We start from the raw sequence: 13,541 nt of genomic DNA, 5'->3' as shown, positions 1-13,541 counted from the left end.
GTCCCCCACACCTCTCTTTCCCGGACCGCACGTGGGCGCCATGATTGTGCGACCCACCGCACGAGGCGGCGCCTGAGCCGCCGGACGCCCGACGTGGCGTCGGCACCAGAGAAGGACGCCCGACGTGGCGTCGGGACCAGAGAAGAGCGAGACGCCCGGGACGGCGTCGGGACCAGAGAAGAGCGAGACGCCCGACGTGGCGTCGGGACCAGAGAAGAGCGAGACGCCCGACGTGGCGTCGGCACGAGAGAAGAGTCCGTCGTGGTGTTCCGTCGCCATACCCTCGCAGGCGAGATGCTGGTCCTCCAGCTCGCCATCGTCGTGGTGGTGCTCCTGGCGGTCGCCGCGGTCTCGCTCACGCAGTCGGCGGCGACGTTCAACCGGGTCGAGGGCCGCCGCGTCACCGCGCTCGCCGAGCAGCTCGCCGCCAACCCCCTGGTCCGCGACCGGCTTGCCCAGCCCGTCGCGCACGAGGCGCTGGCACCCCTGGTGAACTCCACCCAGACCCAGTCGGGGGTCACCTCCGTCACCGTCGCCGACGCCGACGGCCGGATCGTCAGCTCCACCGACCCCACCGTGATCGGCGACCCGATGCCCACCGGCGAGGGCGCCGTCGCCGGCCGCGGCTGGTCCGGCTCACTGACCCTCGACGGCAGCCGCGAGCTCGTCGCCCAGGTGCCCGTGCTCGGCGCGACGACCAACGACAACCTGGGCCGGCTGCTGGGCACGGTGATGATCGGCGAGGCCTCCCCGACCGTGTGGCAGCGTCTCAGCGGCGCCTCCTCGTACCTCCTCGCCTACCTCGGCATCGCCAGCGGCCTCGGTCTCGTCGGCTCCTGGCTGCTCGCCCGGCGCGTCAAACGGCAGACCCTCGGCCTGGAGCCCCAGGAGATCGCCGGCCTCGCCGAACACCGCGAGGCCATGCTCTACGGCATCGCCGAGGGCGTGATCGCCCTGGACCCCCACCACCGGCTCACCCTCGTCAACGAGATGGGGCGGCGCCTGCTCGACCTGCCCGAGGACTGCGTCGGCAAGAGCCTGGCCGACCTCGGCGTGGAGGGAAGGCTGCGGGACGTGCTCGTCGGGGTGCAGGAGCCGGGCGGCGTCCGCGAGGGCGGGACGGGCTCTCGTCAGGACGCGGCCGGTCGCCGCGACGGAGGCGCCGGTTCCCGTGAGGCAGGCGCCGGCTCCCGGGACGCCTCGGCCGACCGGCGCGACGAGGTCGTTATACGCCGGGGCCGGATCCTGGTGATGAACCGGATGACCGTCACCAAGGACGGCCGCCACCTCGGTTCCGTCACCACCCTGCGGGACCGCACCGAGCTGGCCCGCCTCGAACGCGAGATCGGTTCCTTCCGCAGCTCCTCCGAACTGCTGCGTGCCCAGGCCCACGAGTTCGCCAACCAGCTGCACACCATCTCCGGGCTCATCCAGATCGGCGAGCAGGACGAGGTCGTCCACTACATCCGCGCGCTGAGCCGGCACCGCCACTCCCTCGACGTCACCCTCAGCCGCCGCGTCCGCGACACCGCCGTCGCCGCCCTGCTCACGGCGAAGACGTCCCTCGCCGCCGAACGCCGGGTCACCCTGCGGATCTCGGACGGAACCGCACTCGACCGGCTCGCTCCCGAGGACGCCGCCGACGTGGCCACCGTGGTCGGCAACCTCGTCGACAACGCCGTGGACGCGGCCGCCACCACGACCGCGCCCGACGATCCAGAGACCTGGGGCGGCGCCGACGGCCGCGAGGCCTGGGTCGAGGTGGAACTGCGCCAGGACGCCTCCAGCGTGGAGATCGTCGTCCGCGACTCCGGCCCCGGCGTGGCCCCCGAACTCGCCCGCGAGGTCTTCTCCCACGGTTTCACCACCAAGGCCGCGCGAGAGGGCGAACGCGGCATCGGCCTGGCCCTCACCCGTCTGGTCTGCGAACGCCACGGCGGTGAGATCTCGGTGGCCAACACCCCCGACGGTGCCATGTTCACCGCCCGCATGACCGTCAGCCACCTCGCCGACGCGGTGGCGGAAGGAGCAACACCATGAGCGGCACGAACGGCACGAGCAGCCCGCCCGGCACGATCGACGTGCTCGTGGTAGACGACGACTTCATGGTGGCCCGGGTCCACCGCACCTTCGTCGAACGCGTCGAGCCGTTCCGCGTCGTCGGCGTCGCCAGCACCGGCGAACAGGCGGTCGCGGCCGTCGACGAGCTGCGCCCCGACCTGGTCCTGCTCGACCTCTACCTCCCCGACGGCTTCGGCCTCGACGTCATACCCCGGCTGCGCACCGCAGGACACGACTGCGACGTCATGGTCATCAGCGCCGCCCGGGAGGCCGACAGCGTGCGCGGCGCGGTCCGCCACGGCGTCGTCGACTACCTCCTCAAACCCTTCGAGTTCGAGGAGCTGCGCTCCCGGCTCCAGCGGTACGCCGCCCAGCGCGGCCGCCTCCTCACCACCGTCGTACGCGGACAGGCCGACGTCGACCGTGTCCTCGCCGGAGCCGCCGCGCCCGCGTCGGCGGCCGGCGCCCTGCCCAAGGGCATGAGCGTCGAGACCGCCGAGCTGATCGAAGGCACCCTCCGCGGCACCGACGGCAACCTCTCCGCCACCGAGTGCGCCACCCTCACCGGCATCTCCCGCGTCAGTGCCCGCCGCTACCTGGAGTACTTCCACGGCACCGGCAGCGCGGACGTCTCCCTGCGCTACGGGGTGGCCGGGCGGCCGGAGCGGCGGTACAGCTGGCGGGTGTGACGGCGTGGCCGGGTCTACAGCCCGAGGTGCCGCCGTACGACATCGACGACCTCCCCCGCCCGGTCGTTGAGGTAGAAGTGGCCGCCGGAGAACACGCACAGCTCGGTCGCACCGTCGGTGTGGTCCGCCCAGGCACGCGCGTCCGCCACCGGGGTCACCGGGTCGTCGTCACCGGTGAGGACGGTGACCGGGCAGGCCAGCCGGTCGCCGGGGCGCGGCTCGTACGTCGCCAGAGCCTTGTAGTCGCCGCGCAGTGCCGGCAGCACGAGCTGTACCAGCTCCTCGTCCTCGAAGACCTGGTCGTCGGTGCCGTTCAGCCGACGTACGGCCTTGAGCAGTTCGGCGTCGCTCGCCTTGTGCAGTTCCCTGCCGTCCCGGTCCGTGGAGGGGGCGCGCCGCCCCGACACGAACAGCCGGACCGGCGCCCGGCCGGCCGCCTCCAGCGTGAGCGCCATCTCGTGGGCGACCACCGCGCCCATGCTGTGCCCGAAGAGGGCGAGCGGACGGTCGTCGTCCCCGGTGACGGCCTCGACGATCCGCTCGACCAGCTCGCGGATGCTCGCCGCCGGCGGCTCGGCGTAACGGTCCTGCCGCCCCGGGTACTGCGCGGCCAGCACATCGGCCTCGGGCGCGAGGGCGTGTGCCATGGGGAGGTAGTAGCTCGCCGAGCCGCCCGCGTGCGGCAGACACACCAGCCGGACCGCCGCCTCGGGCGCGGGCCGGTAACGACGTATCCACGCACCACTGTTGACCGCTGAGGTCATGTACGCACTCGCTTCCTGGCTCCTGGTCGGGTCAGCGCACACATCGTCGCTCACAGGCTACGCCCGAGGCGCACCCGCACAGGCGGCGGTCCGCGTCGCGCCTCCACCGTCGGCACGCGTTCCAGGACGCCGCCCGCGAAGACGTCGTACAGCGGGAGCGTTTCGAGGTGGACGTACCCGATGTGGCAGTCGCAGACGGCCAGTGGGCAGGGGCGGGGCGCGAGTGCCGCGCGGAAGGAACCGTCGTAGAGGTTGCCGAGTTCGGCCTTGACGAAGTGACAGCGCCGCACGGTTCCTTCGCCGTCCACCGATATGACCGTCGAGCCGGTACGGCAGGCGCGGCCCGCCGAGCGGTGCGGATGGCGGCTGAAGGGGAAGAGGGGGTCCAACTCGCTCCACATCGCCGCCTCTTCGTCGGTGTACGTGTGCCCCTCGGCGGCGTTCACCCACAGATACACCTGTTCCGGCAGCTCCCGGCGCAGCCGGCGGGCGTGCTCCAGGTGCTCGGGCAGACCGACGATCCCCACGCTGAAGCGGGTCCCCGTCCCGGCCAGTCGGCGGGTCTTGTCGAGGAACCGCTCGTACGGGGTCTGCCCGGGGTGGTACGTGCACCACAGGGCCACCGTGTCCGGGTCGGCCTCCGCCAGCCACTCCGTGCGGCAGCTGAGGTTCGTCTGGATCGCCACCCGGTCGATGTGCGGCTCGTGGGAGAGGTCGACCAGGGCCTTGCGGTACCAGGATCGCACCAGTCCCTCACCCCACGGGGTGAAGAGCACCGAGAGCCGGTCGCCGGTCTGTTCCCGTGCCCAGGTGGTGAAGCGGTCCAGGGCCGCGCGGTCTGCCCGCAGTCGGGCCGTCGAGTCGCGGCGCTTGGCGAACGGGCAGTAGGGGCAGTCGTAGTCGCAGGACGCGAGGGGGCCCCGGTAGAGGATCGTCAGGTTCATGGGCGCCGTCACTTCGGCTCGTACGCGGCCATCGCGGCCCGTACGGCGGGGGAGAAGAAGCCGGGACCGATGGCGTCCGAGTGGGCCAGCCCCTCGGCGGAGAGCCTCAGCAGTCCGGCGCCCGCCTCCGCGAGCCAGCCGCGCGCGGCCAGCAGGTCCAGCTCCACGGCGAAGTCCGCGTACGGGTCCGACCCGAACCGCCGTCGGTAGTCCGCCACCGGCAGCCCCCGAGCCTGGAGCAGCGACTGCAGCAGATGGCGACGCCGCGCCTCGTCCTCGTCCACCTCGCGGCCGTGCACGGCCCGGCCGAAGTCCTCGGTGGCGGTGTAGTCGTCGATGATCGTGCGGATCTGGCCCATGCCGACCGCGTAGTCGAAGGAGTAGTGCAGCTTCGACGTGTACGAACGGGCGCCACAGCCCAGGCCGATCATGCCGTCGGTCTGACAGGCGTAGTCGTCCGGGCCCTGCGGCGGCGCGTCCACCCGGCGGAACATCCGCATGGAGACCTGCTCGTAGCCGTGCGCGAGCAGATGGTCGCGGCCCTCGCGGTAGCGCCACAGCCGGGCCTCGTCCCAGTCGCGGTCCGCGATCTCCGGGTCCGCGTCGCGGCCGAGCCCCGTCAACGGCCGGACGTACAGCGGATAGAGGTAGATCTCCTCCGGCCACCAGGCGAGGGCCGCGTCCAGGGACAGCCGCCAACTGGCCGCCGTCTGCCCGTCGATGCCGTAGATCAGGTCGATGTTGAGGACCGGGACACCGGTGTCGCGGATCCGCGACAGCGCCGCCTCCACGTCGGACCGACGCTGCGGTCGTACGGCCGCCCGCGCTTCCTCCGCCACGAAGGTCTGCACGCCGAGGCTCAGCCGCGTGGTGCCCCGCTCGGCCAGGACGGCCAGCCGGTCGGCCGTCGCCGTGGCGGGGGAGGCCTCCACCGACAGCGGGACAGCCCGCAGGTCCGCGCCCATGTGCCGCTCGGCGATGTCGCACAGCCGCTCCAGCTCGGCGGCCTCCAGATAGGTCGGGGTGCCACCGCCGAACGCGGCGTTCGCGAACCGCACCGGCTCCGCGTCCCCGAGCGCCTCCCGCACGGCGATCGCCTGCCGTTCGAGGGCGTCGAGATAGCGGCCGGTCAGCCCGTCAGGCGCGCCGATCCGGGTGAAGAGATTGCAGAAGCCGCAGCGCACCTCGCAGAACGGTATGTGCGCGTACAGCGACAGCGCCTGCCGGGACTCCCCGGCCCACAGGCCCGCGAGCCGTGGGTCGCCGGACAGCTTCCGGTACGCCGTCTTGTGCGGGTAGGCGTACACGTAGTGCTGATAGGGGCGGACGGAAACCAGTGTCTCAGTCGCGGTCATGGGGACGGCTCCAGAAAGAAGTGGCTGTAGGGGACGGTCCACACGGCCTCGTGGCCGAGACGGTGCCCGGTGTACCCGTCCTCGCCGTACGTGGTCCCGTGGTCGGAGCAGACGACGGCGAAGCAGCGGCGCCGCGAACTCATCGCGGCGAAGAGCCGCCCGATGTGCTGGTCGATGTACTCCAGGGCCGCCGCATGCGTGACCAGGCTGTCGCCCGCCTCGCGGGTGGCGCCCGGCAGATGGAACCAGTTGGGCTGGTGCAGCGCCGACGCGTTGAGGAAGAGGAACAGCCGCTGCTCGGCGGGCAGTTCGGCCACGACCCGCTCGGCGCGGGCCACCTGGGACTCGAAGGACGTCGGTGACGCGACGGAGAACTCCGGCTCCCAGTGGCTCTCCTGGAACAGGCCCGGCAGGACGCTGCCGAGCGCCCCCTGCTTGTTGAAGAAGCCGACACCGCCGACGCACACCGTGCGATAGCCGTGCTCGGCGAGCGCCGACACCAGGTCGGGGCTGTCGAAGACGAAGGTGCGCCCCGCGGTCGTCTCACTGCCGGCGAACCGGCCCGCGAAGAGACGCGGATGTGGTCCGGGCGCGGCCGGGGTCGGCAGGAAACCCGCGAACATCGCCTGGTGCGAGGCGTAGGTGAAGCTGCCGGGAGCGTGCCGCTCCTCCCAGGCGCCGCCCGGGAGATGGGCGGCCAGATTCGGCAGCCGGCCCTCCGCCGCGAGCTTCACGGCCACGTCGTACCGCAGGGTGTCGAGGGTGAGCAGCAGCAGGTCGTCGCGGCCCACCACCTCGTTCATGTCGGGTGCGCCCAACTCGTTCCGGCCGGGTGCGCCCACCTTGTTCCTGTCGGGTGCGCTCACCTCGTTCCTGTCGGGCGCCCGCGCGGCCTCGGAAGGCCGGTGGGCCGTGTTCGCCGTGCCGGCGGTGTCAGCCGTGCCGGCCGTGTTCGCCGTGCCGGCCGTGTCAGAAGGGTGCATGGTCTTTCCTTGCCTGGGGGTGGTGCGAGGGCGCCGGGAGCATCGCGCTCCGCACCGCCGCGAGCTGCGCCGCGTAGGTGTCCAGGCCCTCCGCCGGGCCGCCGGGCAGCCCGGTCAGCCGGGGCAGCAGATCGCCGAACGCGTTGACCTCGCCCACGGCGAACCGGCGCCAGCCGATCGCCGGCAGCAGGTCCACGCCGACGCACAGCGTGCCCGGGAAGCAGGCGGCGGCCCGCTCGCAGATGTCGAGCGCCTGCCTCCAGCGGTCGCCCGCCGCGTCCACGACCGACGTCAGATCGCCCCGTGCCCCGCCGAGATGCAGATTGGTCATCGGGAAACGGCTGGTGCGCACGACCGCGTGCGTGGCCCGGCCCGCCACGACCAGGACCCGCAGGTCGGCGGACCTGCCGTGCGCGGACGCCTTCGGGAGCCAGCGCTCGATGTGCAGACCGTCGGCCGCGAGGGCGTCGACGATCCCGGCGATCTCCCGTTCGTCCGTGTAGCGCCGCACCCGCAGGGAGTTGTGCAGCCGCGGCGGGGCGTGCAGCCGTCCGTCGGGGGCCACCTCCACCGAGGTGGTGGCCCTGATCCGCCCGCCGGCCGCCGACTCGACGGCCAGCACACCGGACGCGGAGGAGCCGTGGGCCGGCTTCACGAAGACACGCGGCATGCCGTGCTCGCGCATCGCCGCCCGTACGTCGTCCCAGCCGCGCACGGGCGGTGCGTCGCCCGAGGTGGGCGACGGCGGCACCGGGACCCCCGCCGCGTCGAGCCGGGCGTGGCACCGCCGCTTGTCGAACAGCACCGGCAGATCCGCCGGATCGTCCAGTCGCACCCCGCCCCGCAACGAGCCCACGGCGGTCAGGAAGCGGGTGTACCAGGTGGCCGAGCCCTCCACCCGTGTCGGATCGTCGACACCCCGCAGCAACTGGTCCACCTCGGCGTTCTCGCCCGGCGAGTCCAGCCGAACGACCTCGTCGGCGGCGAACTCGTGACCGCCGTCGCGCAGCACGTCCCGCCACTCGACGACACGCGGCGTGCCGACACCGGCCGCCTCGGCCGCCGCGACGAACAGCCCCACCCGCCGATTCTCCCCGTTCCCGACGACCACCCACCTGTACGGGCCGGGCCCCGCCCCCGCCGCACCGCCCCAACCGGACACACCGACCCCCCTCACCTTGAACCCCCGTTGCCCCACGACGTAGTACGCCCCGTCGCGGTACTCGCTCGCCCACGAGCCCACTCACCTGTGGGCCAGTGCCTACGTGCTCACTCGCCGACCGCGACGAACCGCCAGACCGTGCCGTCCTCCTCCTCGTCCGACTCGGCGTCGTCGGCGTCGACGTCGACCTGGACCCCCTCGGCCTCCAGGGAGTCCCGGAGGCGGTCGCGTATCGCCGGGCTGAGGTAGTTGTGGTGCAGGTCCAGCGTGGTGAGGTGGGTGAGCGGCTGGCCCGTGAGCAGCGCGGTCGCACCGTCGTCGGTGAGGACGCCCATCGACAGGTCGAGGACGTCGAGGCGGGCCACCACCGGGGCGGAGGCCAGCGCCCCGCAGATGTCGTCCTGTATCTCGCTGTTGCGCAGCGCCAGATGCTTGAGGGCCGGCAGCCGGGTGCCCGCGAGGATCGGCGCCAGGTCGGCGACCTCGGAGTCGCCGCCGTACTCGGATGTGCCCAGCCACAGGTCCAGCTCGACGAGGGCGGGCAGATCGCTGCCCGCGACGCCCCGGACCGCGGCGACGGGCATGCCGCCGGTCTCGACTGTCAGCGTCCGCAGCCGCTCGTGCCGCACCGTCGGGAAGCCGAGCCCCTGGCCGCCACGGACACCGAACTCCTCCAGCTCCGTGAAGGCGGTCAGCAGCGGGCCCACATCGCCCTGGTGGATCCAGGAGATCTCGCACTCCTCCATCACGATGTCACCGAGAAACAGCGCGCGCAGCGCGGGCAGCCGGTCCTTCGCCGCGACCAGGGCCTCGATGATCTCCTTGGGGCCGTTGTCGTACGCGTCGCTCCAGGCCCCCACGACCAGCGCCCGCACCTTCGCGGTGTCGACAGAGGCCAGGAACCGGGCGAACGCCTCCTCCCACGCCTCCTCGCTGTCGTACGAGTCCACGGCGATGCTCCAGGCCACCGACTCGGGAGCCGGCAGGTGCCCGGCGTCGTCCGGGCCCTTCACCGACTTGGGGAAGCGGTGGACCGGCAGGTCGTGGAACTCCTCCAGATGGCTCCCGATGGTCATGTGCGCCCCGCCCCTTCGTTCCATGTCCATGGGCGGCAGCCGAGTCCGTGCACGGTCCGCCCGTTGCGCACCCGGAGCACACAGCGCTGCCGGGTACGGGAGTTCTACCAAGCCCGACTGACAACGCGTGCGGCGGACCCCTGTCCTGTGGATAAACAGTCGTGCCCGAACCGGCGAACCGCCGTGCGCGGGCCGATTGTCACTGGCTGCCTCTACGGTCCTTTCGTGGCACAGCGAGTGCCCGACGGAAGGGAGACCCATGTACCGGCAAGGAGACGTCCTCATCGCGCCGTTGGCGGAGAGCGCGGTGCCCGGCAGCGCGCTCGACGCCGCGTCGGAACCGCGCGACGGGCGCGGCCGGCTCGTCCTCGCCCTCGGCGAGGTCACCGGTCACGCGCACGCCGTGGTCGGCCCCGGCCGCCTCGTCCGCGAGGCGAGCGTGTTCGGGCCGATGCTGTTGCACGTGCCGGAGGGCGCCCGTGTCGTCCACGAGGAGCACGCGGCCATCTCCCTGCCCAAGGGCTGGTACCGGGTCATCCGGCAGCGCGAGTACGTACCGGGTTCGGTGCGGATCGTCGCCGACTGAACCCACGAGGAAAGCGGCGGCCGTGGCGTACGGCAGCCGCAGGGACTGGCATCGAGATTCAGGAGGAACGGCGTGACGGAACAGGCGAGTTGGCGGGCGGTGGCGGCGGCCACCGGAGCGGGCGACCGGGCGCGGGCCGAGGCGGGCGTACGGCTCGCCCATCGGCGGGCGGGGCTGCGGGAGCCCGAGCGGATCGTGTGGACCCGCTCGCCCCTGGAGGCGGTACGCCTGCTGTCGGGAGCATCGGCCAAGGACGGCGGCGAGGCGCTGCCGGCGACCGGGGCGGGCGTCCGCGACGCCGTCCGCAACAGACCGGTCGCCGCCGAGCGCGCCCGGCTGCACACCCGCCTGGGCCCCACCGGCTGGAGCGACCACTGGCGAGCGACCGGCGCCGACCTCTGGGAGACGACCCGGCCGCTCATCGACCGCGTCCGCACCGGCATCGTCGAGGCCCTGGCCCCCGCCGACCGCGAGGAGGAGACCGGCATCCGGCTGCTCCTTTTGGACGCCGTCCTGGGCCAGCACGACGCGGCCTGGCTGTCCGCCTTCGACGCCGCCCCAGGTCTCGACGGACTGGCCGAGGTGGCCCGCACGGCCGGCTGGTGGTGGCCGTACGAGAACGTCGCGGTCGTCGCCGAGCGGCCCGTGGAACTGCACCGCGACGAAGCGGGCCGGCTGGACCGAGGCGACGGGCCCGCGCTCGCCTACGCCGACGGATTCGCCCTGCACGCCTGGCGCGGGCTGCCCGTCCCCGGCGCGTTCCTCGACCGGCTGGGCGCGTTGACCGCGGCGGAGATCCGGGAGGAGGAGAACGCGGAGCTGCGCCGCGTGATGCTCGAGTTCTACGGTTACGACCGCTACCTGGAGGAGTCCGGGGCGAAGCCGGTGCACCGCGACGAGACGGGTGTCCTGTGGCGCACAGCCCTGCCCGGCGACGAGGACGTGGTGATGGTGGAGGTCGTCAACTCCACGCCGGAGCCGGACGGCACGAGCCGCACCTACTGGCTGCGGGTGCCGCCCACGACGACCACGGCCCGGGAGGGAGTGGCCTGGACGTTCGGCCTGAACGCGGAGGCGTACGAGCCGCTGCGGCAGACCTGAGCCCCGCCGATGCCCCCGATGCCCGGCGGGGTCACTCGAAGCGTGAGGTGTCGCCCGCGCCCTTGCGGATGATCTCCGCCTCGCCGCTGGAGAAGTCGATGACGGTCGTCGGCTCCGTGCCGCAGTCGCCGGAGTCCACCACCGCGTCGACCAGGTAGTCCAGACGCTCCTTGATCTCCCAGCCCTGCGTCAGCGGCTCCTCCTCGTCGGGCAGCAGCAGCGTGCTGGAGACGAGCGGCTCGCCCAGCTCCGCGAGCAGGGCCTGGGCCACCCGGTGGTCGGGGATGCGCACACCGACGGTCTTCTTCTTGGGGTGGAGGAGCTTACGGGGCACCTCCCTCGTCGCGGGGAGGATGAAGGTGTAACTGCCGGGCGTCGACGCCTTCACGGCGCGGAACACGTCGTTGTCGACGTGCACGAACTGGCCCAGCTGCGCGAAGTTCTCGCACACCAGGGTGAAATGGTGACGGTCGTCGAGCTGCCGGATCGTACGGATCCGCTCGATGCCGTCACGACTGCCCAGCTGGCACCCCAGCGCGAAGCAGGAGTCCGTCGGATACGCGATGAGCCCACCCTGACGAATGCTGTCGGCCACCTGCCCGATCGCACGCGGCTGGGGGTTGTCGGGGTGCACGTCGTAGTACTTGGCCATTGGCCGAGCTTATGCCTCCACTGGGGGCGCGCCCCTTCAGGGGCGCGGGGAACTGCGCGACCAGCCACGTACGACTCGCGGCTTCGAACGGCCCGCAGTCCCCCGATCCCCGTCCGCCTAACCCAGCGGAGCGCTTCCGCTGGCCCGCAGCATGTCCTCACGCTCGACGATCTTCACGCGCGCACGGCCCTGCGGCTCACCCAGCGCCTTCTCGGCGGCGTCGAGCTTGTACCAGCCCTCCCACGTCGTGAAGCGGACGTTGCGCTCCGCGAGGAAGGCGTCGACGGCCTCCGGGGCGGGCGCCGAGGGCTCGTGCAGCCGGCCGTTGGCGAAGTCGTCCAGGAGGTTGGAGACGGTCTCGTTGGCGTCGCCCTTGGTGTGCCCGATGAGGCCCACCGGACCGCGCCGGATCCAGCCGGTGACGTACGTCGACTGCAGGTGCGCGCCGGTCTCCTCGATGACCCGGCCGCCCTCGTCCGGGACGGTGCCCGACTCGACGTCCCAGGGCAGTTTGGGCAGCTTGTCCGACAGGTAGCCGACCGCGCGGTAGATGCCGGTGACGTCCCAGTCCTTGAACTCGCCGGTGCCCTTGACGTTGCCGGTGCCGTCGAGGGCGGTGCGCTCGGTGCGCAGGCCGACGACCTTGCCGTCCTCGCCGAGGATCTCGGTGGGCGACTCGAAGAAGTGCAGGAACAGCTTGTGCGGGCGGTCGCCGATGTCGCGGATCGCCCAGTTCTCCAGGGTCTTGGCGACCATGTCGGCCTGCTTGTTGCCGCGCCGGGTCGCGATGGAACCCTCGTCGTAGTCGATGTCCTCGGGGTCGACGATGACCTCGATGTTGGGGGAGTGGTCCAGCTCCCGCAGCTCCATCGGGGAGAACTTCGCCTGCGCCGGGCCGCGGCGGCCGAAGACGTGGACCTCCAGCGCCTTGTTGGCCTTCAGACCCTCGTGGACGTTCGCCGGGATCTCGGTCGGCAGCAGCTCGTCGGCCGTCTTGGCGAGGACGCGGGCCACGTCGAGCGCCACGTTGCCGACACCGAGGACGGCGACCTTCTCGGCCTCCAGGGGCCAGGTGCGCGGGACGTCCGGGTGGCCGTCGTACCAGGAGACGAAGTCGGCCGCGCCGTAGGAGCCGTCGAGGTCGATGCCGGGGATGTCGAGCGCGCGGTCGGCCGTCGCGCCCGTGGAGAAGATCACAGCGTCGTAGAACGCACGCAGATCGTCCAGGTTGATGTCCGTCGGGTAGTCGACGTTACCGAAGAGACGTATCTGCGGCTTGTCGAGCACCTGGTGCAGGGCCGTGATGATGCCCTTGATGCGGGGGTGGTCGGGGGCCACGCCGTAACGGATCAGTCCGAAGGGGGCGGGCATCCGCTCGTAGAGGTCGATGGACACACCGGGCTCGGTGGCCACGTCGGACTTCAGCAGCGCGTCGGCGGCGTAGATCCCGGCGGGTCCGGCTCCGACGATGGCTACCCGCAGAGGGCGGGGCATGTTCAGGTTCCCTTCGAGCGGAGAAAAGCGACTCGTCGGCAACCCTAAACTAAGGTGACCCTTACCAGGTACGCGGGTCGGGCCTATGACCTCATAAGGCGATCTTATGTCATCAGGGTGGTTGGGCGGACGGCGGGGGAGGGGTGGGGCCGGCGGTGGGCACCAGCATGGACGCGATGTGTTTGCCGGGGCGATGAACGGCAACGCGGTTTCCATGAATCGACCGAACAAGGACCCCAACGAGAACTCCGCGTCCGCCGAGACGGCCGCGGCCAAGGCCCGCCGGACCACCGGCAAGGCGACGGCACCGGCCACCGAGTCCGCGAAGACGGCCGCGATCACGATGGACGACGCGGCGTCGTCCGCCAAGGCCGGTGCCGGACGCGCGGCCGACACCACCAAGCGCGCGGTCGACAGCACGAACAGCGCCGTGCACAGCGCGGTCAAGGGCGTCGAGGCGGGCCGCCAGGCGGTCGTCCAGGCCTCCGGCCAGGTGGCCGCCACCGCCAAGACGGCCATGACCGTCATCGCCCACCGCAAGTTCGTCGCCGCCGGCGTGGGCGCGGGCCTGACCGCCCTGACCGCCGCTTCCTACGCGGTCGGCCGCCGCTCCGGACGCCAGGTCCAGGGCCCGCTCACCCGGCTCACGGGCGGCCGCATCTGACACGCCCGAC

The 13,541-nt window shown here is 72.2% G+C and carries 13 protein-coding genes; 5 read left to right on the top strand and 8 right to left on the bottom strand.

Annotated features, from left to right (window positions below; genetic code table 11):
- Positions 1 to 294: 294 nt before the first annotated feature.
- A complete protein-coding gene (locus tag ACFU53_RS06625) occupies positions 295 to 2,040 on the top strand; it encodes an ATP-binding protein (RefSeq protein ID WP_383986682.1) in 1,746 nt (581 codons plus the stop codon).
- The gene (locus ACFU53_RS06620) at positions 2,037 to 2,750 is read left to right on the top strand and encodes a response regulator (protein WP_383986679.1); all 714 of its coding nucleotides are present in this window, start codon (positions 2,037 to 2,039) and stop codon (positions 2,748 to 2,750) included. Before ACFU53_RS06625 ends, ACFU53_RS06620 begins: the two co-directional genes overlap by 4 nt.
- Before the next feature lie 14 nt (positions 2,751 to 2,764).
- Here ACFU53_RS06620 and ACFU53_RS06615 read toward each other — a convergent pair whose 3' ends face one another.
- The 6 genes from ACFU53_RS06615 to ACFU53_RS06590 all read right to left on the bottom strand — a co-directional run bounded on the left by ACFU53_RS06615 (position 2,765) and on the right by ACFU53_RS06590 (position 9,034).
- Positions 2,765 to 3,514, bottom strand: a complete 750-nt coding sequence (locus ACFU53_RS06615) for a thioesterase II family protein (protein WP_383986676.1) — start codon at positions 3,512 to 3,514, stop codon at positions 2,765 to 2,767.
- 50 nt (positions 3,515 to 3,564) lie between these two features.
- Positions 3,565 to 4,458: an STM4011 family radical SAM protein gene (locus tag ACFU53_RS06610; protein ID WP_383986673.1), complete on the bottom strand. Its 894-nt coding sequence runs from the start codon at positions 4,456 to 4,458 to the stop codon at positions 3,565 to 3,567.
- Between the two features lie 8 nt (positions 4,459 to 4,466).
- Entirely contained in the window at positions 4,467 to 5,813 is a 1,347-nt protein-coding gene (locus ACFU53_RS06605; RefSeq protein ID WP_383986671.1) for an STM4012 family radical SAM protein, read from the bottom strand.
- Positions 5,810 to 6,616 (bottom strand): STM4013/SEN3800 family hydrolase, encoded by an 807-nt coding sequence (locus tag ACFU53_RS06600; RefSeq protein ID WP_383986759.1) that lies wholly within the window; start codon positions 6,614 to 6,616, stop codon positions 5,810 to 5,812. Before ACFU53_RS06600 ends, ACFU53_RS06605 begins: the two co-directional genes overlap by 4 nt.
- Before the next feature lie 166 nt (positions 6,617 to 6,782).
- Positions 6,783 to 7,958, bottom strand: coding sequence for an STM4014 family protein (locus ACFU53_RS06595; protein WP_383986668.1), 1,176 nt, complete (start codon positions 7,956 to 7,958; stop codon positions 6,783 to 6,785).
- Between the two features lie 107 nt (positions 7,959 to 8,065).
- On the bottom strand, positions 8,066 to 9,034 hold the full coding sequence (locus tag ACFU53_RS06590; protein ID WP_383986665.1) for an STM4015 family protein: 969 nt from the start codon (positions 9,032 to 9,034) through the stop codon (positions 8,066 to 8,068).
- Positions 9,035 to 9,293: 259 nt separating this feature from the next.
- On the opposite strand from ACFU53_RS06590, the gene ACFU53_RS06585 reads away from it, so the two are divergent.
- Positions 9,294 to 9,620: a hypothetical protein gene (locus tag ACFU53_RS06585; RefSeq protein WP_383986662.1), complete on the top strand. Its 327-nt coding sequence runs from the start codon at positions 9,294 to 9,296 to the stop codon at positions 9,618 to 9,620.
- 72 nt (positions 9,621 to 9,692) lie between these two features.
- Entirely contained in the window at positions 9,693 to 10,721 is a 1,029-nt protein-coding gene (locus ACFU53_RS06580; protein WP_383986659.1) for a DUF6745 domain-containing protein, read from the top strand.
- A 31-nt stretch (positions 10,722 to 10,752) separates the two neighbouring features.
- Here ACFU53_RS06580 and ACFU53_RS06575 read toward each other — a convergent pair whose 3' ends face one another.
- A complete protein-coding gene (locus ACFU53_RS06575) occupies positions 10,753 to 11,373 on the bottom strand; it encodes an L-threonylcarbamoyladenylate synthase (protein WP_033528678.1) in 621 nt (206 codons plus the stop codon).
- 117 nt (positions 11,374 to 11,490) lie between these two features.
- Positions 11,491 to 12,867, bottom strand: a complete 1,377-nt coding sequence (locus ACFU53_RS06570) for an FAD-dependent oxidoreductase (protein ID WP_383986656.1) — start codon at positions 12,865 to 12,867, stop codon at positions 11,491 to 11,493.
- A 178-nt stretch (positions 12,868 to 13,045) separates the two neighbouring features.
- Here ACFU53_RS06570 and ACFU53_RS06565 point away from each other — a divergent pair, with 178 nt between their 5' ends.
- Positions 13,046 to 13,531 (top strand): hypothetical protein, encoded by a 486-nt coding sequence (locus tag ACFU53_RS06565; protein WP_383986653.1) that lies wholly within the window; start codon positions 13,046 to 13,048, stop codon positions 13,529 to 13,531.
- Positions 13,532 to 13,541: the final 10 nt, after the last annotated feature.

Source organism: Streptomyces sp. NPDC057474, assembly GCF_042802555.1.
GTDB lineage: Bacteria > Actinomycetota > Actinomycetes > Streptomycetales > Streptomycetaceae > Streptomyces.
Note: the sequence above shows the minus strand (reverse complement) of the source record. Positions and strands in the feature narration are given on the sequence as shown.

Coding starts and splice junctions, on each gene's coding strand:
- ACFU53_RS06625 (WP_383986682.1), top strand. CDS start 295: ATGCTGGTCCTCCAGCTCGCCATCGTCGTGGTGGTGCTCCTGGCGGTC.
- ACFU53_RS06620 (WP_383986679.1), top strand. CDS start 2,037: ATGAGCGGCACGAACGGCACGAGCAGCCCGCCCGGCACGATCGACGTG.
- ACFU53_RS06615 (WP_383986676.1), bottom strand. CDS start 3,514: ATGACCTCAGCGGTCAACAGTGGTGCGTGGATACGTCGTTACCGGCCC.
- ACFU53_RS06610 (WP_383986673.1), bottom strand. CDS start 4,458: ATGAACCTGACGATCCTCTACCGGGGCCCCCTCGCGTCCTGCGACTAC.
- ACFU53_RS06605 (WP_383986671.1), bottom strand. CDS start 5,813: ATGACCGCGACTGAGACACTGGTTTCCGTCCGCCCCTATCAGCACTAC.
- ACFU53_RS06600 (WP_383986759.1), bottom strand. CDS start 6,616: ATGAACGAGGTGGTGGGCCGCGACGACCTGCTGCTGCTCACCCTCGAC.
- ACFU53_RS06590 (WP_383986665.1), bottom strand. CDS start 9,034: ATGACCATCGGGAGCCATCTGGAGGAGTTCCACGACCTGCCGGTCCAC.
- ACFU53_RS06585 (WP_383986662.1), top strand. CDS start 9,294: ATGTACCGGCAAGGAGACGTCCTCATCGCGCCGTTGGCGGAGAGCGCG.
- ACFU53_RS06575 (WP_033528678.1), bottom strand. CDS start 11,373: ATGGCCAAGTACTACGACGTGCACCCCGACAACCCCCAGCCGCGTGCG.
- ACFU53_RS06570 (WP_383986656.1), bottom strand. CDS start 12,867: ATGCCCCGCCCTCTGCGGGTAGCCATCGTCGGAGCCGGACCCGCCGGG.